The 24,431-nt window shown below is 49.5% G+C and carries 19 protein-coding genes and 1 pseudogene; 15 read left to right on the top strand and 5 right to left on the bottom strand.

Annotated elements, in window-relative coordinates; genetic code table 11:
* From aroE to polA, 4 genes and pseudogenes are all read left to right on the top strand, one after another.
* The gene (aroE, locus tag CWE15_RS00220; RefSeq protein ID WP_126756057.1) at positions 1-840 is read left to right on the top strand and encodes a shikimate dehydrogenase; all 840 of its coding nucleotides are present in this window, start codon (positions 1-3) and stop codon (positions 838-840) included.
* Positions 837-2,839: pseudogene (locus tag CWE15_RS00210) on the top strand (SLC13 family permease). Before aroE ends, CWE15_RS00210 begins: the two are co-directional and overlap by 4 nt.
* Positions 2,840-2,853: 14 nt before the next feature.
* Entirely contained in the window at positions 2,854-3,591 is a 738-nt protein-coding gene (locus tag CWE15_RS00205) for a TetR/AcrR family transcriptional regulator (RefSeq protein ID WP_126756054.1), read from the top strand.
* A gap of 413 nt (positions 3,592-4,004) precedes the next feature.
* Positions 4,005-6,782, top strand: a complete 2,778-nt coding sequence (gene polA / locus CWE15_RS00200; RefSeq protein WP_126756053.1) for a DNA polymerase I — start codon at positions 4,005-4,007, stop codon at positions 6,780-6,782.
* 12 nt (positions 6,783-6,794) lie between these two features.
* Here the strand turns inward: polA and CWE15_RS00195 are convergent, their stop codons facing one another.
* Together CWE15_RS00195 and yihA are read right to left on the bottom strand one after the other, a co-directional pair.
* Positions 6,795-7,685: a DMT family transporter gene (locus CWE15_RS00195; protein WP_126756052.1), complete on the bottom strand. Its 891-nt coding sequence runs from the start codon at positions 7,683-7,685 to the stop codon at positions 6,795-6,797.
* Position 7,686: 1 nt separating this feature from the next.
* Positions 7,687-8,322: a ribosome biogenesis GTP-binding protein YihA/YsxC gene (gene yihA, locus CWE15_RS00190; protein ID WP_126756051.1), complete on the bottom strand. Its 636-nt coding sequence runs from the start codon at positions 8,320-8,322 to the stop codon at positions 7,687-7,689.
* Between the two features lie 184 nt (positions 8,323-8,506).
* Between yihA and CWE15_RS00185 the strand changes: the two genes are divergently transcribed.
* Entirely contained in the window at positions 8,507-9,151 is a 645-nt protein-coding gene (locus tag CWE15_RS00185; RefSeq protein WP_126756050.1) for a c-type cytochrome, read from the top strand.
* 70 nt (positions 9,152-9,221) lie between these two features.
* Here the strand turns inward: CWE15_RS00185 and CWE15_RS00180 are convergent, their stop codons facing one another.
* The gene (locus CWE15_RS00180) at positions 9,222-10,988 is read right to left on the bottom strand and encodes a DUF885 domain-containing protein (RefSeq protein ID WP_126756049.1); all 1,767 of its coding nucleotides are present in this window, start codon (positions 10,986-10,988) and stop codon (positions 9,222-9,224) included.
* A gap of 672 nt (positions 10,989-11,660) precedes the next feature.
* Between CWE15_RS00180 and yihI the strand changes: the two genes are divergently transcribed.
* Together yihI and CWE15_RS00170 are read left to right on the top strand one after the other, a co-directional pair.
* Complete coding sequence (gene yihI, locus CWE15_RS00175; protein WP_126756048.1) at positions 11,661-12,122, top strand: Der GTPase-activating protein YihI; 462 nt, start codon at positions 11,661-11,663, stop codon at positions 12,120-12,122.
* Positions 12,122-12,574: a DUF2489 domain-containing protein gene (locus CWE15_RS00170; protein WP_241971819.1), complete on the top strand. Its 453-nt coding sequence runs from the start codon at positions 12,122-12,124 to the stop codon at positions 12,572-12,574. The genes yihI and CWE15_RS00170 overlap by 1 nt, the downstream gene beginning before the upstream one ends.
* A 65-nt stretch (positions 12,575-12,639) precedes the next feature.
* On the opposite strand, the gene CWE15_RS00165 is transcribed toward CWE15_RS00170, so the two are convergent.
* Entirely contained in the window at positions 12,640-13,935 is a 1,296-nt protein-coding gene (locus CWE15_RS00165) for a metal-dependent hydrolase family protein (protein WP_126756046.1), read from the bottom strand.
* 115 nt (positions 13,936-14,050) lie between these two features.
* Here CWE15_RS00165 and cysE point away from each other — a divergent pair, with 115 nt between their 5' ends.
* The 8 genes from cysE to CWE15_RS00125 all read left to right on the top strand — a co-directional run bounded on the left by cysE (position 14,051) and on the right by CWE15_RS00125 (position 21,771).
* Positions 14,051-14,878, top strand: a complete 828-nt coding sequence (gene cysE / locus CWE15_RS00160; RefSeq protein ID WP_126756045.1) for a serine O-acetyltransferase — start codon at positions 14,051-14,053, stop codon at positions 14,876-14,878.
* A 7-nt stretch (positions 14,879-14,885) separates the two neighbouring features.
* Positions 14,886-15,854 carry a cysteine synthase A gene (cysK, locus tag CWE15_RS00155; RefSeq protein ID WP_126756044.1) on the top strand — a complete coding sequence of 323 codons (969 nt, stop codon included), beginning with the start codon at positions 14,886-14,888 and terminating at the stop codon, positions 15,852-15,854.
* 86 nt (positions 15,855-15,940) lie between these two features.
* Entirely contained in the window at positions 15,941-18,727 is a 2,787-nt protein-coding gene (locus CWE15_RS00150) for a monovalent cation/H+ antiporter subunit A (RefSeq protein ID WP_126756043.1), read from the top strand.
* Between the two features lie 12 nt (positions 18,728-18,739).
* On the top strand, positions 18,740-19,111 hold the full coding sequence (locus tag CWE15_RS00145) for a Na+/H+ antiporter subunit C (protein WP_126756042.1): 372 nt from the start codon (positions 18,740-18,742) through the stop codon (positions 19,109-19,111).
* Entirely contained in the window at positions 19,108-20,613 is a 1,506-nt protein-coding gene (locus CWE15_RS00140) for a monovalent cation/H+ antiporter subunit D (RefSeq protein WP_126756041.1), read from the top strand. Before CWE15_RS00145 ends, CWE15_RS00140 begins: the two co-directional genes overlap by 4 nt.
* Positions 20,610-21,161 (top strand): Na+/H+ antiporter subunit E, encoded by a 552-nt coding sequence (locus tag CWE15_RS00135; protein ID WP_126756040.1) that lies wholly within the window; start codon positions 20,610-20,612, stop codon positions 21,159-21,161. The genes CWE15_RS00140 and CWE15_RS00135 overlap by 4 nt, the downstream gene beginning before the upstream one ends.
* Positions 21,140-21,409: a K+/H+ antiporter subunit F gene (locus CWE15_RS00130; RefSeq protein ID WP_126756039.1), complete on the top strand. Its 270-nt coding sequence runs from the start codon at positions 21,140-21,142 to the stop codon at positions 21,407-21,409. Before CWE15_RS00135 ends, CWE15_RS00130 begins: the two co-directional genes overlap by 22 nt.
* Before the next feature lie 11 nt (positions 21,410-21,420).
* Positions 21,421-21,771, top strand: a complete 351-nt coding sequence (locus tag CWE15_RS00125) for a Na+/H+ antiporter subunit G (RefSeq protein WP_126756038.1) — start codon at positions 21,421-21,423, stop codon at positions 21,769-21,771.
* Positions 21,772-21,829: 58 nt separating this feature from the next.
* On the opposite strand, the gene CWE15_RS00120 is transcribed toward CWE15_RS00125, so the two are convergent.
* On the bottom strand, positions 21,830-24,388 hold the full coding sequence (locus tag CWE15_RS00120) for a penicillin acylase family protein (RefSeq protein WP_126756037.1): 2,559 nt from the start codon (positions 24,386-24,388) through the stop codon (positions 21,830-21,832).
* Between the last annotated feature and the right edge of the window lie 43 nt (positions 24,389-24,431).

Genomic DNA, 24,431 nt, shown 5'->3' with positions numbered 1-24,431 from the left:
ATGAAGTTAGCCGTATTTGGTAGTCCAATTCGCCATAGTTTGTCGCCAGACATTCACACTGCATTCGCAGAGCAGTTTGGCTTGGCCGTGCAGTATACGCGTATTGAAGCAACAGCTGAACAGTTCGAGACACGTTTTGCCGCCTTTGAAAAAGCTGGGGGCATAGGCGCAAATATTACCTTGCCGCTAAAAGAGTATGCTTTTACGTATGCGGACAGCCGTTCGTCGATAGCTAGCCAAACCGGGGCTGTTAATACGCTGGTAAAACAAGGACAGGACTGGTTTGGCACCAATACGGACGGCGTTGGATTGGTTGCGGACTTGCAATCACTGGAGACCGATTTAGCGGGTGCAAGGGTGTTATTACTGGGAGCTGGAGGCGCCGCTCGAGGAGTCATTCCAGCCCTAACAAATGCAGGTGTACAGTATTTGCATGTAGCAAACCGCACAGAACAACGGGCGAACCAATTGGTGCAACACGCTCGTAAGCATGCTACAAGTTCTACTATTGAGTTTGCCTTTAGTCGCATTGAGGACATACCTAACATGGGCTTCCAAGTGATTGTCAACGCTACATCCAGTGGTTTACAAGGGCAACGGTTGCCAATACCTAGCGCGGTTTTCGCCAACACACCCTTTTGTTATGACATGGTGTACGGAGCTCAACCCACGTTGTTTTTGCAAGCGGCCTTGGCGTCGCACTGTCAAGTTGCCGATGGGCTAGGTATGTTGGTAGGGCAAGCGGCTGAAAGTTTTCGTTTATGGACAGGCAAAACCCCCGAGACGGGTTCTGTATTAACCAGGCTGCGCAACCAACATAAGCTTTGGAGCCGAACATGAGTGTCGACCAAATACTTATTCTGACCATTTTAGTTATTACCATTGTGTTGTTTATTATTGATAAATGGCGACACGATGTAGTGGCTTTACTGGCGTTAACCGCCTGTGTCGTGGTGGGTGTGGTGCCCGGTGACTTTGCTTTTTCTGGCTTTAGCCACCCCGCAGTTATCACCGTAGCATGCGTGTTGGTTATGAGTTTTAGCCTGCAACGTACCGGTGCCATTGACGTGGTAGCGAACAAGCTGGCTCCGGGGGCAACCTCACCGACAAAAACCATTGCGGCGCTTACTGCGTTAGCGGCTTTAATGTCGGCCTTTATGAACAACGTGGGTGCTATGGCCTTACTTATGCCCGTGGCAATTCAATTGGCAACCGTTTAAAAATTGCGCCAGGGCAGGTGCTTATGCCGGTGGCTTTCGGCGCTATTCTAGGCGGCATGACGACCCTGATAGGAACACCGCCAAACCTGATTGTGGCCGGTTTCCGAGCAGAATATAGTAGCCAGGGTTTTGGTATGTTTTCTTTCACGCCCGTGGGCTTTTCCGTGGCTTTTGTCGGCGTGGTCTTTTTAGCACTTATTGGTTGGCGTTTGGTGCCGGTTCGACAGCGTATGGACGCAGCAAACTTCGACACAGGACGGTATTTAATTGAAGTAAAAGTTGTCGAGGGCGGTAAAGCCGAAGGCATGACCATTTGGCACTTAGAAAAAGCCATTGACGACTCAGAAGGGCAGTTGCTTGGTATGGTGCGAGACGGGGAAAAGGTTATCACTCCCCATTGGAATAAGTCATTAAAAGCTGGCGACTTGCTGATGCTGGAAGCTGAACCAGACAAGTTAAGTCAGTTGTTATCGTCGTTGGGGCTACGACTATTAGAAAACGTTCGACCCGACAGTAAGAAAGAGCCGCCCAGCTTGGGTAAAATACATTCGGTCACTTTAGAAAGTGAACGAGTGCCCCACAGTAGCTTACCGGTTCAGCCCATGTACACCCCAACGAGTGCGCCAGCGGCGTCACTATCAAGCCGTTGGTTCGACCGCCGTATTACGGTGTCGAGCGAGCGCACCTTGCGAGGATTTCAGGTTGGCATGCGCGACCCAAGTACCCAAGCAAGTACAGACATAGAGAAAAACTCAGCAAATCGGGACATTGTACTGGTTGAAATGGTGGTATTGCCAAACGCCAAAATTATCATGCATACGGCCCAGGAGCTGGAACTTCGCACCCGTTACGGACTCAATTTATTGGCTATTTCCCGGCAGGGAAAACATTCCGTACAGCGATTGCGGCGCACTAAAATAAGTGCTGGCGACGTTATATTGATGCAGGGTGAACCTGAACGCCTGGCAAGTTTTGCTTCACAGTTTGGCTGTGTTCCTTTAGCAGAGCGAACCATTCGCGTACCAAGCAATAAAAAAGCAGTGCAAGCTTCAACTATTATGCTGTTTGCTATTTTAGGTGCAGCTTTAGGTTTAATGCCTGCAGCACTTTCTTTTGCGGGTGGAGTCGTTGCGCTCATGGCATTGAAAATCATGCCGCTACGGCATTTATATGAAAGTATTGACTGGTCCATTGTGGTGTTATTGGCTGCGCTTATTCCGGTCGCAGGAGCCATGTCGACCACAGGCACTGCGGACTTGGTGGCAAACGGCATGCTGCAATATGTGGCTCAGGGCCACACCCTTGTGGCGCTTGGTATTATTTTAATCTTGTCTATGAGCTTGTCGGACTTTATGAATAATGCGGCCACGGCTGCGGTTATGTGTCCTGTGGCGTTAAGTGCGGCAGGGCAGCTTGGCGTAAACCCCGATGCCTTTTTAATGGCAGTAGCAGTAGGAGCCTCCTGCGCCTTTTTAACACCTATTGGGCATCAAAATAACACCTTAATATTAGGGCCAGGTGGCTTTCGGTTTGGTGACTATTGGAAGCTCGGTTTGCCCATGGAAATTTTGGTGTTTGTTATTGCCATGTTTATGTTACCTATTATTTGGCCCCTATAAGGAAGGACACTGCCATGGACGACAAAACGCATGGAAAAACAGGACTTGGCAGTAAACAGCGGGCGCGCACCGCGAAAGAAAAAGACGCTCGCCGCAGCAGTTTGTTAGCAGCGGCTTTGCAGTTGTTACTAGAGCAAAATGGTCAGCTGCCCACAGTCCACGCCATAGCGGCAAAAGCCGGGGTCGCTAAAGGGACCGCCTACATTTATTTTAAAAGCAAAGAAGCCATTTATATGGCCTTGTTCGAACAACAGTTGTTCGCCTGGTTTGCAGCAGTGCGTGACCAGCTGCGCTTTCATTCGGGTGATATGAACCACAGTATTGTCGACGCCTTACTTAGCTTCAAGCAGCATCAACCCTATGTATGGTTACTGGCAAGCCTCAGCCACTTCACCTTAGAGCCCGCACTCGATAAAAACGATCTGTTGCACCATAAAACCAAATTGGCTCAAGAGTACCGATCCACAGCCGCTGCCATTTGTACCGTTGCAGATCGTGACACACATGCCCTTGAAGAAATACAAACACGCCTGTTGCAAAGCTATGCGTATTTACTTGGCTGTTGGCAGGTGGTGTATCCGCCCGTGGCCATTACTTCGTTAATTTCCGGGCCAGGCTTAACCACACTACAGCCTGACTTCTATGGCTTTGCTCAACAAGGGCTGCATAAAATTTGGTCCGGTCCCTTGCAACAGCAAGAGCGATCGGAAGAAAAGGCCGGTATGTTTCAGCGCTTGTTTCAACGAAGTTAATGAATTCACAGGCTTACAGTGAACGGCCAAAAGTCAAGATCGATCCATGCTAAAAATTGATCAAAGATCACTAGATCCGATCTATTATTGTGGTATTCTAATCGACCAGCTGATGCTCAACTCTGAGTATGAAGGATCAAAAGCGGCACCGCTTTCCACAGTTGGTTAGGAAATTTAAAAGAACAATAAAAATGTCCGGGAATATCCTGCTTTATCCCGTTAAAACAACCACTTAGGTTATTAATGCTGCTGTCGATTTTTCATTGACTCACGGCAGGCTTCGGCATTTCTACACAGACTTATCCACAGGTTCGTCCACAATGAATAACAGCTATATACGGAAGCGAGTCGCTTTCAACGGCCGGTTTGTGGCATTCTAATACCCAGAACTTTACTCTTTGTTGGAAGGCTTCATGTCAGATATCCCCAAAAATCCATTTGTGCTTGTTGATGGTTCATCGTATTTATTTCGTGCGTATTATGCTCCACCCCATTTAACCAATTCTGCGGGTGAAGCCACCGGTGCCATTTACGGTGTTGTAAACATGCTGAAAAGCTTGTTAAACCAGTACGAGCCTAGCCATATGGCGGTTGTATTTGACGCCAAAGGCAAAACATTCCGGAACGACATGTATGCGGAATATAAGGCGAATCGTCCACCCATGCCCGACGACTTACGCACACAAATAGCGCCATTACATGAAATAATTAAAGCCATGGGCCTGCCCTTGGTGGTGATTGACAACGTAGAAGCCGACGACGTCATTGGTACCTTGGCTCAGTATGCAACCTCACAAGGGCTTCATACCTTAATTAGCACCAGCGACAAAGACATGGCACAGCTGGTAAACGACTCGGTAACCCTGATCAATACGTTAGACAATCGCGTGTCGACACCGGAAACAGTGGAAGAGCGCTTTGGTGTGCGTCCCGCCCAAATTATTGATTACTTGGCATTAATGGGAGACAGCTCCGACAATATTCCAGGCATGCCAGGTGTGGGCGAAAAAACGGCCCAAAGCATTTTGCAAGGCATGGGCAGCATTGACGCTATGCTAGCGAACCCTGAGAAAATTACCGAACTCAGTTTCCGCGGCGCGAAAAGTATGCCGGCTAAAATTGCTGAACATAAAGACATTTTGCTGCTTTCACGGGAGTTAGCCACCATCAAGCTTGATGTGGACTTGCCGATGAATCTGGAAGCCTTCGAGCGTAAGTCGCCAGACGTGGACACGCTTATAGAACTTTATAAAAAGTGTGAATTTAGACGTTGGTTAGGCGAGCTATTAGAAGAGGGTGGTACTTCGGCTGCGGAAGTAAAAACCACAGACCCAGAACAGGAAGAAGCGCCCACGGCAGAGCTAGCCAGCTTCGACCACGACAACTATGAAGTGGTTACCACGGAAGAGGCCTTACAACGCTGGATAACCCAATTAGAGCAAGCAGAGTGTTATGCCTTAGACACAGAAACCACCAGCTTAAACTACATGGAAGCTGAGCTTGTGGGCATGTCCTTTGCCTCTGTTCCTGGGGAAGCCTGCTACATTCCGCTGGCTCACCAAGACTTAAGCGGCCCTAGCCAACTTCCGCGAGACCAGGTACTGCAAGCACTGAAGCCACTGCTAGAAGACACAGCGAAAAAGAAAGTGGGTCAAAACCTCAAGTACGACCTGCATGTACTGGGTAATTACGGCATTCAATTAAAGGGCATACTAAACGACACCATGCTCGCTTCGTATGTGTTGAACAGTGTCAGTTCTCGCCACGACATGGACACCCTGAGTTTGCAGTACTTAGGCCACAAAACCATTAGTTATGAAAGCTTAGCCGGCAAAGGAGCGAAGCAAAAAACTTTTGATCAAATTCCCATTGCAGAAGCCGCACCCTATGCAGCTGAAGACGCAGACATTACCCTGCGGTTGCATCAGGCGATTTGGCCAAAAGTGTGTGACATTGCAGGCTTAAAGTCGGTGTTAACAGAGTTAGAACTGCCATTACTGCCCATTTTAGGCGGTATGGAGCGTCGGGGTGTGCTGATAAATGCCGACCGTTTAAGTAAACAAAGCCAAGAAATTGCCAAAGAGCTGAGCGAAATAGAAAAAGACGCCTTTGAAATTGCTGGGGCGCCTTTTAACTTAAACTCACCAAAACAGCTGCAAACGATTTTATTCGAACAGCTTGGGTTACCCATTAAAAAGAAAACGCCAAAGGGCGCTCCTTCGACAGCAGAAGATGTGTTGCAAGAGTTGGCACTGGACTACCCACTGCCGGAACTGATTTTACGCCACCGCGGTTTAGCCAAGTTGAAGTCTACCTATACGGACAAATTGCCCCGTATGATCAATGCGGAAACGGGTCGAATTCATACCTCGTACCATCAGGCAGTGACAGCAACAGGCCGGTTGTCTTCAACAGAGCCGAACTTGCAAAATATACCCATTCGAAATGAAGCGGGCCGCCGCGTGCGTCAAGCCTTCGTGGCACCACCAGGATATAAAGTAGTCGCCATTGACTATAGCCAAATTGAACTGCGAATTATGGCGCATTTGTCGCGGTCGGAAGGGTTACTACAAGCCTTTGCCCGAGGGCGAGACATTCACCGCGCCACCGCAAGTGAAGTGTTTGGTGTTAGTTTAGATGCCGTCACTTCAGAACAGCGCCGTAGCGCTAAAGCAGTGAACTTCGGTTTAATTTATGGCATGTCAGCGTTCGGCTTAGCCAAACAACTCAATGTGGGGCAAAAAGAAGCGCAGCGTTATATGGACATTTACTTTGAACGTTTCCCAGGCGTGCAAGACTATATGGACAGAACCCGCGAGCAGGCGGCAAGCCAAGGCTATGTTGAAACCATCTACGGACGTCGCCTATACCTACCCGAAATTAATGCGCGGAATGTTCCACGTAGAAAAGCGGCAGAGCGGGCAGCCATTAACGCACCTATGCAGGGCTCGGCAGCCGACATAATTAAGCGGGCCATGTTAAAGGTGGAAGACTGGTTAGCCACAACACCGAACGAAGGCGAAGTGTATATGACCATGCAGGTGCACGACGAATTAGTGTTTGAGATTCGTGAAGACTGCCTGGACACCCATGTGGCCGAGTTAGTACGTGTTATGGAAAGTGCTGCGGAACTCGACGTTCCCTTAATTGCGGAAGCGGGTGTGGGGGACAACTGGGACGAAGCCCACTAAAGGAACGCCTGGTTACACCTTGTTTGGTGTAGGCTTGCGGTTTGCAAGACCTACACCAAGCAGAATAAGGGCCATGCCAAGCAACTGCCACACACCAATATGCTCCCCATCTAAACTGCCAAGTAACATAGCCACCAAAGGAATTAAATAGGTTACGGAGCTGGCGAACACCGTTGTGCCAATTTGCACGAGGTGATTAAACAAAATCAATGCCAGGGCGGTACCCACGACACCCAGGGCTACCACAGCGGAAAAAGACATCCATGCCGTTGGGCCTTCTAACTTGGCAAACACTTCACTCGGGCCGGCTAAATACAATAAAGCCACGGGCAGTACCATAAGCAAACTAACCCCCGTAATGGTGAGGGGTGTTTGGTCGGGTAAATAAGCTTTAATAAGGTTTAGGTTAAAGCCATAGCAACAGGTAGCCGCGACAACAAACAAGGCGTAGGCGTTGAGGCTAAGCGTACCGCTGGCATTGACCAACACCAGGGTTAGGGTGCCAATAAAGCCCACCAGCAAACCAAATAAGGTCCGACGGGTAACCCATTGGCGGAAAATAAAAGCGCCTATAAGCAAGGTAAATAAAGGGGTTAATGCGTTAAGGGCCCCTGTAATGCCACTGTCTACATGGGTTTGAGCAAGAGCGAACAGGAAAGCGGGCAGCATACTACCCACCAAGCCAACACTGAGAATAATGGGCCACTGGTGGCGTTGAATGCGGCGTACACGAACCAAGGCAAAAGGGGCCAGTACAGCGGCGGCAGAAGCGAGGCGAATGGACGCCACCTCTAAGGCTGTAAACGTTAGCAGGCCTTTTTTGATAAGGAAAAAGCTACTGCCCCAAATTAATGCCAAAAGGCAAAGCTTGGCCCAGGCGGAAACAGGGTAGGTATCGGCCATATTAGCTTTCTTGCTGCGTTGAAATGTCCTCAGCGGCGTCTTGAAACCAGCTCTGTACTACGGCTTCCAAAGCTTCAACACCGGTTTTCTTCAGTGAAGAAAAAGCAATAACGTCCACGTCACCACCAAAAGCAGGCACCGCTTCTTGCGCCTTCATGAGCATAGACTTACGAGCGCCACTTTTGAGTTTGTCCGCTTTTGTCAGCACCGCAAGCACGGGAATATTGCTGGCCACAGCCCAGTGAATGAGCTCTTGGTCGGTTTCACGAAATGCATGGCGAATATCCATCAGAACCACCAAACCGCGTAAACACTTTCGTTCTTGCAGGTACTCGGAAAGCGACTTTTGCCACTTTACTTTCATTTCTAATGGCACTTTGGCAAAACCATAGCCGGGCAAGTCCACTAAGCGGCGGTTTTCGTCGAGTTCGAAAATATTTATTTGCTGTGTACGTCCAGGTGTTTTACTGGTACGTGCTAGGCTATTTTGCCGGGTTAGCACATTGAGTGCGCTCGACTTACCCGCATTTGAGCGACCAGCAAAAGCAACTTCAATGCCCTTATCTTCGGGTAAGTGACGAATGCTTGGTGCACTGGTGAAAAACTTAGCTTGCTGAAAAATTACGGGGTTAGACATACCACTATTTCCTGTGCCTGAGGGCGAATCGAAACATATTATGAAGCATTCTGGGGTGGAGTCCAATGATTGAGCTGCAAACAGGCGTTTCATCGTGCGCAGTTTCGTGTAAAATGGCCCATTATTAGTGTACAGTTATGTATGTGGCTTTTGGGTGCCCGTTCAAATGCAGAGAAGTGAGATTATGAAAAAACTCGTAATTCTATTTGGATTATATATGTTCGCAGGTTCTTCTATGGCTGCGGATGAAGCAAAGCAAACTTTGGTTGGCGATGCAGCCGCAGGTGAAGGCAAGGCGGCCATATGTGCTGCGTGCCATGGCCCGGACGGAAACAGTGCACTGGGGACTTTCCCAAGCATTGCCGGTCAGCACCCGCGTTATTTAGTAAAACAATTACGTGAGTATAAGCTTGGCGCAACCACCAACGGTGCAGAAGGACGCTACGACCCAGTGATGTCAGGTCAAGCAGTGAGCTTAAGCGAACAAGACATGTACGACTTAGCCGCTTACTTCTCTCAGCAAGAGCACAAGTTAGGTGAAACCACAGAAGAAATTGCAGCAGAAGGTATGGCCCTATTTATGGGTGGCGACCTAGAGCGTGGTATTACTGCGTGTGCAGCGTGTCACGGCCCAAGTGGTGCTGGCGCAGGTCAGGCGGCATTTCCTCTGTTAAGTGGACAACACCCGGAGTACACAAAAGCACAGCTTGAAAAATTCCGCGCAGGTGAGCGTGCAAACGACCCGAACGCCATGATGCGTGATGTGGCTGCTAAATTAACAGACCGAGACATTGAAGTTCTGTCTCAATATATTCGCGGCTTACATTAAGCACATACATAAGCCCATATAAAAAAAAGCAGCTTCTTCGAAGCTGCTTTTTTGTTTGCTTTAATTAACATTACAGCGCAGCAGCTGCTTCTTCAATGTAGCCTCGTACCTTACGCTCTAGCGTTGCAAGAGGAATACTGCCATTCTTCAGTACCTGGTAGTGGAACTCGCGAATGTCGAAGTGTTCACCTAAGGCCGCTTCTGCGTCTGCGCGTAATTGCTTAATCAGCATTTCACCAAGCTTGTACGACAAAGCTTGTGCAGGCCAGCTAATGTAGCGGTCAATTTCAGTGTTCACATTATGCAGCGACAAGGCTGTATTGCTTGCCATAAACTCTACAGCACGGTCACGGCTCCAGCCCATGGTGTGCATTCCTGTGTCCACAACAAGGCGTGCTGCGCGCCACATTTCATAGCTTAAGCGGCCAAAGTTGCTGTATGGGTCTTGGTAAAATCCAGCTTCCACACCCCAGTGCTCAGCGTATAAGCCCCAGCCTTCACCGAACGCAGAAATATAAGTTGAGCGACGGTAGTCTGGCACGTTTTCCATTTCTTTTGCTAAAGAAATTTGTAAGTGATGCCCAGGCACAGCTTCGTGTAACGTTAAAGCTTCTAAGGCATACAATGGACGGCGATCAAGCGCATAGGTGTTCACCCAGTAGTAACCAGGCTGGTCAGGGGAAGACGACCCAGCATAGCGACCTGTTGTGTATGTGGGAGCAATCTCTGCGGGTACCGGCGCAACACCGTAGGTATTTCTAGGTAATAATTTAAAGTACTGAGGTAATGCTGCGTCGGCCTTTTTCGAAATATAGGCTGCTTCTTTTAATAGCTGCTCTTCACTCGTTGGGTAGAACTGCGGGTCGGTACGCAAGAAATGCGTAAACTCTTCGAAGGTTCCTTCAAAACCAATTTCAGCAATCACCGCGTCCATTTCAGCGCGAATACGAGCGACTTCCGCTAAGCCCCGGTTATGAATTTCTTCTGGGCTTAAGTCGGTGGTGGTGTAGTGACGCACACGGTTTGCGTAAAAAGCATCGCCATTGGGTAAGTTGGTAGCCGCAATGTCTTCACGGCTGTTTGGAATGTACTCGTTCACCATAAAATCGTGGAACGCAAGGTAAGCTGCGTGAACCCGTTCGCTTATAAGGCTGCGTGCTTTGCTGTCTACTTCTTGGAACACCTCTGCTGGTAGCGTATTTTTTGCTTCAGCAATAGGGCGGTAGAAAACACTTTCGGTTGGGTCTTCTGGCACCAGAGCCAAAATGTTATTTGGCATACCCTGTAGTACTACAGCTGGCTGAGTAATGCCTGCCGCAATGCCTTCACGCATATAGGCTATATACTGCTGCATGGAGCCTGGAATTTCGCTCAGCTCGCTCAGGTACACGTTTGCCTGGTGTGCATTACGTAAGCGCTTGCCATTGGCTACATAAGCAAGGCGGTTATGAGGCCCTGTTTCACTTGTGAGCGGTGTTAAGTACATTTGGTACTCGTAATCAGACAGCTGGTTACGAAGCGCATAAAGAATCATTTCGCGGTTAATTTGGTTTGCTTCGCTAAGCTGCTCCGCTGGAATAGCTTCAATTTGTTCGTAATAGCGCTTCCGCGTGTTGTAACGCATTTCTAATGCTTCCGGCGAAATGTCCGTTAGCTTTCCTTCTACGCTTTTGTCACCAAGGTACACGGCTGTAGGCGGGTATTGTCTACGGTTAAAGTCCCACGCAGCTTCCGCTATGCTTTGGAAGGTAGCGTCTGTGTCTGCCGTGGGAGGTGATGTCGTTGCCACACAGCCAGAGAGTAACACTCCCGCTGCTAGGCCAATGAAATAACGCATGAAAAACTCCTCTTTCGTAAGATACTGCGGGACAAGCAAGACACCCCGCAAAATAGTGCAAATAGCATTGTATGCGGAAGGATGCACCGATGCGAGCTTTTGGCTCTATAACCTTTAGACTAGGCTTGTGTAAGGAAATCTTAACGCGATATCGAAGGGCTTGTTAATTTATGTACAGAAAAAGCTTGCCATATTAAAAGAATGAAGTAATCTATCCCACGTGCTTAAACGCTTAGGGCCATATTTTAAGGCTATGTTGTACTTTTGAAAGCAGCAGTAAGGCGTTCAGCAGCGTTAACGCAAAACTTACAAAAACAATAAAGTGCGTTAATGTGGTGCGGTAGTGTTAACAGAATCTGCGTTTATTAACATGTGCACCCGTGAAGGAATAATAATAAAGCCAGGAGGCTCAGAACAATAACTTCTCCGCCGAGAAAAAATGGCGCAAAGCTGAGAAAAAGTGGCGGAAGTACTCGCGAACCACGTTCGCATATAATAAATAACAATAATAAAAATAAAGCGACAACCTTTATTAGTTACTTGCGTACTAATAAGTATATTGGAGGGGTGATGCCAGCATCACCCCTTTTTTTATGCTTAAACTATGCCGTATTGGGTCGATTTCAGGTATCCTAAGAGCTTCTTGTTTCACTTTAAATTGATTGGAAGCATATGACCCGGAAAAGAAAGACACGCAAAATTGGCCCAGTGGGCGTGCGTTCAACACCTAAAGAAGAACGTAAACAAAGTCTTCCGACGAAAGGCAAGAAAATAAGTGAGCGCAAAGGTTTGCCTTCAGGAAGTCGTTTTAGTCCAAAGAACAAGGGCGAGTCGGACCACGCGCAAAATCGTTCAGGCTCCGACGACCCACGACATGGCAGTAAAAAGCCGGTGCCTTTGGTTATGCCAGAGCAAGTGAAAAAAGCACCTGCGGATCGTCAGTTAGACCCAACTGAAGAGCTAGCCATGCTTGAAAACGACGACCGTTTACAAGACTTCTTAACCGCACTCGAAGAGGGTGAAACCCTGCATGTTGAAGATCAAGCCTGGGTGGATGAACAGTTAGCCCGCTATCAGCAGTTAGTGGAAGAGCTGGGTATTGATCTTGACGACGAAGACGACGAGGAACTGTGATGCTTTGGGTATTTGCAGCTATTGGGGCGCTTATTATTCTTGGTTTAAGTATTTATGCGGGCATACTTTTTTCTCGCTTGCATAAACAAAACAAAGAAATTGCAGCAGGCGAGGCGAAGCGGCTTGAATATATTCACGAGAGCATTGCCACCATTGCGTTGGCTATGCAGCAAGGGCAATGCGAGCTTTCCGAGGGCTGCATTCGGTTAGCCGTGCTGTTAGATAACGTGCCGAATGCGGAACAACAAGGTTTTGCCAAACGTTTTCCTGCAATTCACAGCATGTTTGAGAAAATTAAGCACATGCCGACCCACGACGCGCGCAAAACCTACCCGAAGAAAGAAATTCGGAAAATGGACCGTGAACGTGAAAAGCTAGAAGTCGAAATGGAAGCCGACATTCAAACGGATGTGGTTGCCATTATTGCCTGGGTGAAAAGCGTACGCGCCTAATAGAACAGCACAAAAAAGGCCTAGCAAATAAGAGGGCTAGGCCAGAAGGAATGAGCAGGGCTTATTTACTGCTTATAAATAACGCCGTCTTTCATAACAAAACTGACGTTCCCAAGTACGCTAATATCATGCAGCGGGTTGGCGTCGACGCCAACTAAGTCAGCCAATTTACCAACTTCCACGGTGCCCAAGATTTCGCTTGCGCCTAACAGCTCAGCGGCACTAGACGTTGCAGCGCGAATGGCTTCCAGCTCGGTTAACCCAGCCTCTACCAAGTAAACAAACTCTTTACCATTGTCACCATGGTACGAAACGCCCGAGTCGGTGCCAAAAGCTATTTTAACCCCTGCGTCGTAAGCGCGGCTGAGAGTGCCTTGAATAAGCGGGCCTATGGTGCGTGCTTTCGGACGTACCTGCTCGGGGAAGTAGCCGTCAATGTCAGCCCGTTCGGCCACGGTTTTGCCCGCTAGAATGGTGGGTACATACCAGGTGTTGTGCTCACGCATTAAGGCGAAAACCTCGTCGTCCATATAAGTGCCGTGCTCAATCGAGTCGACCCCGGCTTTAATGGCGCGCATCATGCCTTCTTTCCCATGGGCGTGCACAGCCACGCGCATGCCATAGTCGCGGGCGGTGGCCACAATGGCTTCTAGCTCGTCCATCATAAACTGCGGGTTGTCGCCGCTGGCAGCCATGCTAAGTACGCCACCGGTAGCGGTAATTTTTATTAGGTCGGAACCGTCTTTATAACGCTGACGCACAGCTTGGCGTGCTTCTATAGGCCCGTTGACAACGCCTTCCGTAGGGGTGGGTGTGTCTAATAAACCATGGCGGTGGCCATTGCTGGGGTCGGCATGCCCCCCTGTAGTGGCAAGGGACTTACCCGCAGTGTAAATTCGAGGGCCCGTAATGTTCCCTTTGTTGATGGCGTTACGCAGCGCAATACTGGTATTAAAACTGTCGCCTAAGTCCCGTATGGTGGTAAAGCCAGCGAGTAGGGTGGTTTCGGCAAAACCAACCGAGCGGTAAGCCACATCGGCTGCATTTTGGGTGTAACGGTACATATACGAGCCAGGCTCCATTTGGCTGGTGATATGGGTATGCATATCAATAAAGCCGGGCATCAGTGTCCCTGAGGTTAAGTCTACTAGGATTTCGCCCGCTTGAGGTTGCTGGAAGCCGTTCTCTATGGCTGCTATGGTGTTGCCTTCAATGCGCACGGTCACTCGCTCACGCGGGCTAGCTGTGGTCCCATCAATCAGCATGCCTGCATGAATAAGCACAGTGTCGGTATTTGCATGGGTTGTCGAAGCAAACCAAACCAGGCTAGCGGCTAATGCACTTATTATTGTTTTTCGCATGAAAATCTCCTGTGTTTGAACTTAACTTCACCGGAAGGCCGATGAAAAGGTATAATAAGGTTATTCAGGTTGTTTGCATTTTCACCTTATCAGAATAACAAGGTATTCATACTATATGTTTTTGGGTATTCGAGAAGATATCGCAAGTGTCTATAAGCGCGATCCTGCCGCCCGTCACTTTTTTGAAGTATTAACCAACTACCCTGGTTTGCACGCTATTTGGTGGCATCGGGTAAGTCATCGCCTGTGGAAATGGCGCCTTAAATGGTTAGCGCGTTTTATTTCAACCTTGTCCCGTTGGGTGACAGGGGTCGAAATACACCCAGGGGCGCGTATTGGACGTCGCTTTTTTATCGACCACGGTATGGGTGTTGTAATAGGCGAAACAGCGGAAATAGGCGACGACTGTACCCTCTACCACGGGGTGACGCTTGGTGGAACTAGCTGGAATGCAGGAAAGCGACACCCTACATTGAAAAGTGGTGTGGTTATAGGTGCAGGTGCAAAAGTATTAGGCCCTGTTACCGTTGGGGAGAATGGTCGGATTGGTTCTAACTCGGTTGTGGTTAAAGATGTACCCGCCGGAGCCACTATGGTGGGTATCCCTGGGCGCTTGGTTACACCAAGTCGAGAACAGTCGACCCTTAATGAAGAACAAAAACAAAAGCTCGACGCCATGGCGGAAAAATTTGGGTTTGACGCTTACGCCGTGTCGCCAGACAACCCAGACCCAGTGGCAATGGCCATAGGCCGTTTACTCGACCATGTGAACATTATGGACGAGCGAGTTGCAGAGCTATGTAAAGCAGTCAACCGCCTAGGCGGTGATGTCTGTGCCGAATTATCACGAGTAGAACTAGAAGACGTCATGGATGGCATTTCAGAGCAGGACCTTGAGACTGGCCCGGAGTCAGTGTCACAGGCCAATAACGATCGAGAGTAGTACATTCATGAGCATTTTCGAAAATAATGCAGACAGCATTGGCAACACTCCATTAATTCGACTCAACCGAGTTATGGCAGGGGCGCATGTATTGGCCAAAATGGAAAGCCGAAACCCGTCGGCCAGCGTGAAATGTCGTTTAGGCGCTAACTTAGTGTGGGACGCTGAAAAGAAAGGGCTGCTCAAACCTGGTATGCGCCTGCTTGAAGCCACCTCAGGCAATACGGGCATTGCCTTGGCCTATGTGGCCGCTGCCCGTGGTTACCAACTTACGTTGACCATGCCACGGTCCATGAGCTTAGAGCGCCGTCAGCTATTGAAGGCCTTGGGGGCAGAACTGGAACTCACACCAGCGGAACTGGGCATGAAAGGGGCGATTGATCGTGCCGACCAGCTCGCTGAACAGCACCGCGACACCTACTTGCATTTGCGTCAGTTTGATAATCCGGCGAATGCGGAAATACATATAAAAACCACAGGCCCTGAAATTATGCAGGCCCTTGGTGGCGCCCCGGATGTGTTTATTGCAGGCGTCGGTACGGGCGGAACAATAACCGGTGTGGCGCGGTACTTTAAAGAAGCAGGGCACAAGGTGGAAGTCATAGCCGTAGAGCCCGAAGACTCCGCTGTTATTTCACAACAGCTAGCAGGGCAGTCCCTGCAGCCAGGGCCTCACAAAATACAAGGTATAGGCGCCGGCTTTATACCTAAGAACTTAGACATAAACTTGGTGGACCGTGCCCTCACGGTAAGCAATGAAGCAGCTATGGCCATGGCCCATCGGCTCATGCGAGAAGAGGGCATTCTTGCCGGAATTTCCAGTGGTGCTGCGGTCGCTGCTGTAGCCAAGCTACTCGCAGCGGAGCCAGAATACAAAAACAAACAAATAGTGACTATATTACCCAGTTCGGCAGAACGGTATTTAAGCACTCCTTTGTTTAAAAATACCTTTACAGAACACGAGTTAGCGCCTTAAAAGGCTTATATTTTGGCGCAAACAAGCATAAATTGGTATGCTGAAGACTTTCGTGTTCAGTATACGGGTAGAGGAATCTAAGCTTTATGACCCTATTAGCAATTGTATTCTTACCTATATTAGCGGCTTGGGTTCCGTTAGTAAGCGAACGCTTAGGACGCAATACATGTACGGCTCTCACTCTTATTAGCCCGCTTGTGGTGGTGGGGCTTGTGCTGAGTTACCTACCCACTGTTTTGCAGGGTCAGGTCTCCAGTGTGCATTTTAATTGGATCCCCTCCTTAGGCTTAAACCTTGCGTTTCGCGTCGACGCTTTAAGCCTTATGTTTGCCTTACTTATTTCCGGTATTGGCGTGCTCGTGCTCTGGTATGCACGCTTTTACCTGTCGAAAAAAGACAGCCTAAGTAAGCTGTACTCCATGTTGCTTATGTTTATGACCGCCATGCTAGGCATTGTGCTGTCCGACAACATTTTGCTACTCGTGGTGTTTTGGGAGCTCACCAGCTTAACGTCTTTCTTGCTTATTGGTTATTGGAGCGGCGACACAGAAGCGCGCAAAGGGGCGCGCATGGCCTTGGCTGTCACAGGTGGCGGCGGTTTAGCTCTTATGGCGGGAATGGTGCTTATTGGCCAAGTGGTGGGTAGTTTTAACCTGGGCGAAGTGCTGGCTTCGCATCAACTTATTACAGAGCATGCGTTATACCCCATTATTTTGGTGCTGGTGTTACTTGGTGTATTTACCAAGTCAGCCCAGTTCCCTTTCCATTTTTGGTTGCCCCACGCCATGGCAGCGCCTACCCCAGTGTCGGCCTACCTGCATTCTGCAACCATGGTGAAAGCGGGCATTTTCTTGCTGGCGCGGTTATTCCCAGCCCTTGGCGGCACGGACTTGTGGATTATTCTGGTGACCCTAACAGGCCTGACGACCATGACGTTCGGTGCGGCTATGGCCATGTTTAAGCATGACTTGAAAGGCTTGCTGGCTTATTCAACGGTAAGCCACTTAGGGCTTATTACCATGTTGTTTGGTATTAGCACTGAACTGGCCGTGCTTGCTGGCGTATTCCATATTATGAACCATGCGGCCTTTAAAGCCTCGCTGTTTATGGTGGCAGGGGCCGTAGACCACGGTACGGGCACTCGTAACCTACAAGTATTACGCGGCATGCATAAATACATGCCGTTAACCGCACTATTGTCAGTGCTGGCGGCAGCGTCCATGGCAGGGGTGCCTTTCTTTAATGGTTTCTTAAGTAAAGAAATGATGCTGACAGCCAGCATTGGTATTGACGCATTTGGGCCTTTTGCTGTGGTTGTGCCGGTTATCGCTACTTTGGCAGCAGTGTTTTCGGCATTTTACTCGGTGCGTTTTGCTCATAATACCTTCTTTGGGGGAGAGCCAAAGAAAACCCCAGTGTTCCCACCTCATGCGCCTTCCAAGCTTATGCTCATGCCCGTAATGCTCATGGTCGGCATTTGTGTGGCCGTGGGTTTGTTTGCTCAGCCACTGGTAGGCAACTATGTGAATCTTGCGGCCACTGCTGTACTTGGCTATGCACAAGCGCCTTATGCCATCCATATTTGGCATGGCTTTAATGCGCCTTTGTTTATGAGCGTGGTGGCCCTGTTGGTCGGAGTCAGTGTATACCAGTCGCGTGCGCGCCTATTCGCTTGGTACAACAAGCGCACCCCATTTAATGAATTGCACCTATTTGAAGGCATGACCCAGTGGGTAGTGCTGCAAGCGAAGAACATGACTAACGGCTTAGAGAACGGGTCATTACAACGTTACATCGCGTTTATTGTGTTCCTGTTTATCGCCATGATGGCGGTTGCGCTTTCACCACTCACCGACTTGGCGGGTGAAGTGGCCCTGACGGAGCCCGACTTTATTGCCACTGTGGCCAGTGTCCTTTTGGTTTGCGCTGCTATTACTACCGCGTTTGTCCACCATCACCGCTTTACCGCCCTGATTATTGTTAGCGTGGTGGGCCTTATGGTGGTAATGCTTTTCGCTCGGTTCTCGGCCCCTGACTTGGCCTTAACACAGTTGTCCGTTGAAGCCGTAACCGTTGTTCTGCTAATGCTTGCCCTGTACTTTTTACCAAAAGCACGGGTGAACGAGTCCAGTGCGCCTCGGGTGATCCGAGACATCATCATAGCGTCGGTGGCGGCCGTGGCGGTCGGTATACTGGTCTTTGCTATTCTTACGCGGCCCATGGAAACCATCTCGGGCTACTACCTCGATAACGCCAAGCCATTAGGCGGGGGCTACAACGTGGTCAACGTCATTTTGGTGGACTTCCGTGGCTTTGACACCTTCGGTGAAATTATTGTGCTAGCAATCGCAGGTTTGGGTATCGCCAACATGTTGAAAAACCAGTACTTGCCATTGCCACTTACAGACAACGAAGGCCGTGCTTGGGCAAACGACCCACACCCTGTATTGGTGTCTATGATGGCGCGCATTTTGCTCCCGCTGGCGCTTATGCTTTCGGTGTATGTGTTCTTGCGGGGCCATAATGCGCCAGGCGGTGGTTTTGTTGCCGGCTTAATAACCAGTGTTGCGCTGATTTTGCAGTATGTGGCCAGCGGAGTTGGCTTTGTCCATGAGCGGATGAGCTTCAACTATGCGCGTTGGTTAGCCGCCGGTATTTTAGTGGCGGCAGTGACAGGCCTGGGTAGCTGGTTGGTTGGCTTCCCGTTCCTTACCTCTACGTATCAATACATTACGTTGCCTGTTATTGGTACCTTTGAAGTGTCGTCGGCGCTTCCCTTTGACGTGGGGGTGTATTTAACCGTGGTGGCTACAACGCTGTTAATTCTGGCGTATGTGGGCAAGCTGACAACCACTGAACGGGTCGACGGATAAGGAGTAGGCAGAATGGAGTTAATTTTAGCAATCGTTATCGCTGTGCTTACGGGTACGGGCATTTATTTGTTGTTGCGTGCACGTACTTTCCCCGTGGTCATGGGCCTGACGCTTTTCACCTACGCAGTAAACCTATTTTTGTTTGCTATGGGACGCATTCGGTACAACGCGCCACCGGTAACGAATATGGCTGACATACACACAGACCCGTTGCCACAAGCCCTTGTATTAACAGCTATTGTGATTGGCTTCGCTATGACAGCCTTTGTGGTGGTGCTGTCCCTCCGCGCTCGAGCAGACCTAGGCAACGACCATGTGGACGGTATTGACAAACCAAGGCCAGAAAAAGAGTTAACCGAACAAACAGAGGAAGCAAACGCGTGAGCCATTTACTCCTAACGCCTATTTTATTGCCTGCGCTAACAGCTGTTTTACTTGTCTTTATGGCGCGCAGCAGCTTAAAGGTTACGCGCGTTATTAGCTTAGCCTCTGCCTTGGTTGTTCTTGCTGTTTCACTCTACTTTGTGGCTCAGTCCGCCGCCGGCGGCATTGAAGTTTATGCCCTGGGGAACTGGCTGCCGCCGTTCGGCATTATTATTATTGCCGACCGACTCAGCAGCCTCATGCTATTAGTGAATGCGGTGCTAGTGGTCAGCAGTATTGCGTTTACTTTTAGCTGGAAGGCGGAGCGCAACGACAGCTTACAACCCCTTATTCACTTCCTGGCGATGGGGGTGAATGGTGCTTTCCTCACGGGCGACTTATTCAACCTGTTTGTTTTCTTCGAAGTCATGCTCATTGCCTCTTATGCCTTGGCTATTTTTGGCGGAGGAAAAGAGCGGGCTAAAGCAGGCTTGCATTACGTTATTCTAAATTTAGTGGGGTCTAGCTTCTTCATTATTGGGCTGGGCATAGTGTATGGCTTGCTAGGCACCATGAATATGGCAGACTTAGCCGCAAAAGTAGCGGAACTACCCCCAGAGCATGCGCCGCTATTGGCGGCTGCGGCCTTGGTATTGTTGCTGGTGTTTGGCCTAAAGTCGGCCATACTGCCGCTGTACTTTTGGCTACCCCGTGCCTATGCGGCAGCGATAGCCCCGGTTGCTGCCTTGTTTGCCATTATGACCAAGGTGGGTGTGTATTCGATTGTACGGGTGCATGGCATGATCTTTAACCAAGCACCTATTGCCGACTTGTTAGCACCTTGGTTATGGCCCATTGCTATACTAACCATTGCAGCAGGTAGTATTGGCGTGTTGGGTGTGAAGCGAGTACGCAGTCAAATTGCCTATACCGTGGTTATTTCTGTAGGCACCATGATAGCCGGCATCGCCATGAACACGGCAGAAGCATTACAGGCTACGTTCTATTACTTAATTCATTCAACGTGGATAACCGCTGTTTTGTTTTTATTAACGGAAGTAATAGCACAACAGCGGGGCAGCATGGCCGACAGCATTGTGCGTGGTCCGCAAATACGCCAACATTCCTTACTGGCGAGCTACTTTTTTGTGGCCGCCATAGCCGTTGTGGGCATGCCGCCGCTCAGTGGGTTTTTTGGCAAAATTTTACTGCTAAAAGCAACACCTGCAGGGCCTGCTCAAGTTTGGTTATGGAGTGTTATTCTGGTCGGCAGCCTTGCCACAATTGTGGCTTTAGGCCGCACCGGCAGCACTCTGTTTTGGCGCGTGACGGAATACAAAGACAGCAAGCCTAAGGTAGCCCGCAGCAGTTGGTGGAGCATGAATAGCTTAATGGCCCTAACTATTGCTTTGGTGGTGTTCGCGCAGCCAGTATTAACCTACCTGGGCGACATGAGTGCGCAACTTATCAACCCGACACAGTACTTTCATGCTGTGCTTAGTACGGAGGTTGTATCGAAATGAGTGAACAACGCGAGCATGTAACCCTCGAACAAGACGCTATTCTTACCAAGAAAAAGTGGCTCCCGCACCCATTTTTAAGCGTCAATATGCTGCTAATTTGGCTTGCCTTAAACAACGCCAGTATGGGGCACTTTGTGCTGGGAAGCTTCTTGGCTATTGGCATTCCGTATTTGGTGCAGGCCTTTTGGCCCCAGGCCGTGCGTATTTACAGACCCATGCTGTTGGTGCAGTACTTATTTCTTGTGCTAGTTGATATTTGCAAGGCGAACGTGATTGTAGCCATTCAAATTTTAGGGCCTAGCAAAAAGTTGAAAGCGAAGTTCTTTGAAGTGCCTCTCGACGTGAAAGACGACTTCACCATTACCATGCTGGCGGGCACTATTACTTTAACTCCAGGCACTGTGTCAGCAGAACTGAGCCCCGACAAAAAGCGTTTGTTGGTGCATGGGTTGAACGTAGAAAGCGCAGAAGAAGAAATAGAACTGATTAAACAGCGTTATGAGAAGCCACTAAAGGAGATATTCGAATGCTCGACAAGGTCATCATGATTGCGTCTGTGATGCTGGCGATAGCACTGCTTTTAAGCGTGTATCGCTTGTTTCGTGGGCCAAGCTTACCCGACCGTATTTTGGCCCTCGACACCCTGTACATTAACGCTATCGCGCTAATTGTATTACTCGGTGTACTGCAACGCTCACTCATTTTCTTTGAAGCGGCCATGTTAATGGCAGTGATGGGCTTTGTTGGAACGGTAGCGGTAGCTAAATATATTTTACGCGGCGATATAATCGAATAAGGTGAAACCATATGGCAGTATTTATTGAATACCTGGTCGCAGCACTCATTCTGATTGGCGCAACGTTCGCACTGATAGGTTCGTTAGGGTTAGTGAAGCTACCGGACTTCTTTCAGCGCCTGCATGGCCCAACCAAGGCCACCACCTTAGGAGTAGGCGGTATGATCCTCGGCTCTATTTTGTTTTTTACCGCCGTGGAACGTACCTTTCAATTCCAAGAGTTTTTAGTTTCTTTATTCTTGTTCATTACTGCTCCTGCTAGTGCCTATATTATTGCCAAAGCGGCGCTGCATTTAAAAATACAGCACAATGCAGACGACAGCACCAAGAAAGAAAGCAACGACAGCAATACGTCGGAATAATAGCAAAAAAGAAGCCGGCAGGGCGCCGGCTATAAAGTTACAGCTTCAGGGAGGATACCTATTCTGCAGGCGCTGTTAGCTCAATCGTCTGCACAGTATTTTCTGCAATGTCACTTTCATGCCACCAAATTGGAGCCAAGCGTGGCTCTTGCGAGTAGTACTGAGTTTGGTCTAGGTAGTATGGTGACAATGGGTTATAGGACTGAGAATAAGTCAGTAAACCACGCCCCTCAGGCCCTTCTTCTGTAAAGCGCATCACGAACATCCAGCTAGAGCCACTGGTTATATGGTAGCCTTGGTCGCTCAGTTGCGAGCCCGGCAAGCTTGGGTAAATATGACGCGGCAAAATGGTGCCATCTTCTTTCCCTTGCGAGCGGAATACGTTAAAACCACCTTCAATATTATTCGCCCCAGCCCAAGGTAAACGGACACCGCTTGGCGTGCCGTCGGGGTTGCTGCGCTCAACAAATTGCACATCGCCTAATGGAGCGTCTACAGCAAAACCTGCACTTTCAATAGTTTGAATAGCTTGTGCTAGCTGCTGAAGCACCACGTCGTTGGTTTTTAAAGTGTGCGGTGTTGTGGTTGGGTTATTCCGGTCAAAAGGCACGACCCATTGTGGGTTGGTGGCAAAGCGCTGAGCGAATTCACGGAATACGACAGCACCTACACTGTCCTTATTCATAAAGCCGTCGAATGCAGCAAGCGCCGTACACCCAGCACTTATGTCCACAGGACCAGCCTCGGTTTGGACAGGTTCTGATTGAGCGGAGCAGAAAGCCACTAAGTCATTGAGTACGACGTCAGCTAGGTAGGAGCTGTTGTCCAACAGGGTTTCTTCAAGCATATCGAGGGTGACATTGCTTAAACCAGCCAGTTTTTTCTGCCCCATACGCGAACGCAGGGTTTGCTCGTTATTAAAGCGACCGTAAAGCAAGAAGTCTTTGCCTTCAACGGTGCCACCAAAGCTAGAAGTGGACAGCGGCGCAGCGGGGTTCGTTAGCCAATAGCTGTTATTCGAGTTTTGCACAAAGTCGTCTCGAACCAAGCGAGGCGCTTTGCTACCGGGAACACGGCCGTCGGGCATAAAGACGGAGCTATTACCCGGCACCAAGGTAAATGGTGCCTGCGTACGAACAGCCGTTAGCGTTGCGTTGGTGCGAATTTCATGAAGCGCAGCGGCACTCAGATTCGGCACACTGGAGCCATCCGCAAAAAAGGTTTTTCCGCGGTAATCCGAGGCCATAATATTGTTAAAAATAAGCCCCGTATGGCGATCTAGAATTTCACCAATTTCATCCGTGTCTCGGGCCAAGTTGAGTGCCAACCAAGTATCGAGTAACTCGAAGTTAGGTAGGTTCGAGTCATACAAGGCGAAGGCAGAGGTTGTGCCTTGGAAGTCCATACCCCACTGGAACTGGCCAGGAATGCTGAGCAGCGGGCCAAAGTCACTCATATAAAAAGTACGCTCAAGCTGCATGCTAGACCCCGGACCCGTCGCCACCGTAATGGTCACCGTCTTTTCGTCCATAGTGCGGGGCTCGCCGTCTACGAGGTAGGTTTTGCCAGAGGCATCGCTTTCATCGAGCTCAAGCTGGTACACCACAAAGCGCTCAGCGGTAGAGAAGGTATGGGTCCAAGCAATATGCTCGTTAAAGCCAATGTTCACAGGCCCCGGCATACCCGAAAGTGAACCACCCACAACCTTCATTTCACCCGGTATTTCAACGCCAAAGCGCCAGAAGCGCTGGTTACCCGTATGTGGGAAGTGGGGGTTGGCTAGCAGCATCCCTTGGCCATTTTCTGTCAGGTCACTACCAAGGGCCCAACCATTTGAACCAAGCTCTTCCGGGTTGGTTTCTGGGGTGGTTACGTCGGTTAATTGCAGCCCTATAGGGTAGCGAGCTGATTGTTGTGCAACGGGAACAGGGCTGTAGTCTTCACCTGGCGGAACAGCAATAAATAGCGGGTCGAGGAAGTTAGCAGCACCTGGCAACAAGGCCACACCTAAGGCATAGGTCAGCATGTCCGCAGGTTCAATGGGTCGCAAATGAGGCATACCCCGGCAAGGTGGCGCAACATTGTCTGCTCCCACATCAGCTAGGTAGGCGTTGTAGCCCGCAGCGTAACCGGCCAGCAAGGCCCGTGAGTTCTCGCTCAAGCTTTCAATGTTGTTGTCGGCTAGCTCACGCAAGCCTAAAGCTTGGTAAGTGAAGTCGTTAATGACGTTTTTGCTGTCGCCTGAGCCAGGCACAGCGTCAGGACCAAAGTACATGGAGCGCTGGCCGTTAAAGCGCACTATTTGGTCGGCAAGAATACAAATGTTGTCTTCAGCGAAAGCATAGGCAGTACCATAACCCACCCCTTCAAGGCTGTCTGCTTGTATATATGGAACGCCAAAGGTGGTCCGGCGAATAGTGGCAGAAAGCTCACCCGGGGCGAATGTCGTTACCGTCACAGGGTCTCTAGGAGGCTCTGGCTGGGGAGGCTGAGGAGGGTTAATGGCAATGTCCGTGTTAAGCCCTGAGGAGGGCGCAGAGCTGCTAAAGCAGCCCGTTAAAGCAAGTGCGCATGCACCGGCAATCACACTCAGTTGGATGAGCTGTAACTTTCGCATAAATAAAGCCTTTTGGTTGCTTGTTGTTAATTATTTGTAGCTT

The sequence above is a fragment of the Aliidiomarina taiwanensis genome, from assembly GCF_003987015.1.
GTDB classification, from domain to species: domain Bacteria; phylum Pseudomonadota; class Gammaproteobacteria; order Enterobacterales; family Alteromonadaceae; genus Aliidiomarina; species Aliidiomarina taiwanensis.
The sequence above is the reverse complement of the archived record's forward strand: the minus strand, read 5'-3'. Positions and strand labels throughout refer to the sequence as shown.

Excerpts from the sequence above, each read along its gene's own strand:
- CWE15_RS00125 (WP_126756038.1), top strand. The coding sequence starts at position 21,421 with ATGGCAGTATTTATTGAATACCTGGTCGCAGCACTCATTCTGATTGGC.
- CWE15_RS00130 (WP_126756039.1), top strand. The coding sequence starts at position 21,140 with ATGCTCGACAAGGTCATCATGATTGCGTCTGTGATGCTGGCGATAGCA.
- CWE15_RS00170 (WP_241971819.1), top strand. The coding sequence starts at position 12,122 with ATGCTTTGGGTATTTGCAGCTATTGGGGCGCTTATTATTCTTGGTTTA.
- CWE15_RS00195 (WP_126756052.1), bottom strand. The coding sequence starts at position 7,685 with ATGGCCGATACCTACCCTGTTTCCGCCTGGGCCAAGCTTTGCCTTTTG.
- cysE (WP_126756045.1), top strand. The coding sequence starts at position 14,051 with ATGTTTTTGGGTATTCGAGAAGATATCGCAAGTGTCTATAAGCGCGAT.
- CWE15_RS00120 (WP_126756037.1), bottom strand. The coding sequence starts at position 24,388 with ATGCGAAAGTTACAGCTCATCCAACTGAGTGTGATTGCCGGTGCATGC.
- CWE15_RS00185 (WP_126756050.1), top strand. The coding sequence starts at position 8,507 with ATGAAAAAACTCGTAATTCTATTTGGATTATATATGTTCGCAGGTTCT.
- CWE15_RS00150 (WP_126756043.1), top strand. The coding sequence starts at position 15,941 with ATGACCCTATTAGCAATTGTATTCTTACCTATATTAGCGGCTTGGGTT.
- cysK (WP_126756044.1), top strand. The coding sequence starts at position 14,886 with ATGAGCATTTTCGAAAATAATGCAGACAGCATTGGCAACACTCCATTA.
- CWE15_RS00145 (WP_126756042.1), top strand. The coding sequence starts at position 18,740 with ATGGAGTTAATTTTAGCAATCGTTATCGCTGTGCTTACGGGTACGGGC.
- yihI (WP_126756048.1), top strand. The coding sequence starts at position 11,661 with ATGACCCGGAAAAGAAAGACACGCAAAATTGGCCCAGTGGGCGTGCGT.
- CWE15_RS00135 (WP_126756040.1), top strand. The coding sequence starts at position 20,610 with ATGAGTGAACAACGCGAGCATGTAACCCTCGAACAAGACGCTATTCTT.
- CWE15_RS00165 (WP_126756046.1), bottom strand. The coding sequence starts at position 13,935 with ATGCGAAAAACAATAATAAGTGCATTAGCCGCTAGCCTGGTTTGGTTT.
- CWE15_RS00180 (WP_126756049.1), bottom strand. The coding sequence starts at position 10,988 with ATGCGTTATTTCATTGGCCTAGCAGCGGGAGTGTTACTCTCTGGCTGT.
- polA (WP_126756053.1), top strand. The coding sequence starts at position 4,005 with ATGTCAGATATCCCCAAAAATCCATTTGTGCTTGTTGATGGTTCATCG.
- yihA (WP_126756051.1), bottom strand. The coding sequence starts at position 8,322 with ATGTCTAACCCCGTAATTTTTCAGCAAGCTAAGTTTTTCACCAGTGCA.
- CWE15_RS00205 (WP_126756054.1), top strand. The coding sequence starts at position 2,854 with ATGGACGACAAAACGCATGGAAAAACAGGACTTGGCAGTAAACAGCGG.
- aroE (WP_126756057.1), top strand. The coding sequence starts at position 1 with ATGAAGTTAGCCGTATTTGGTAGTCCAATTCGCCATAGTTTGTCGCCA.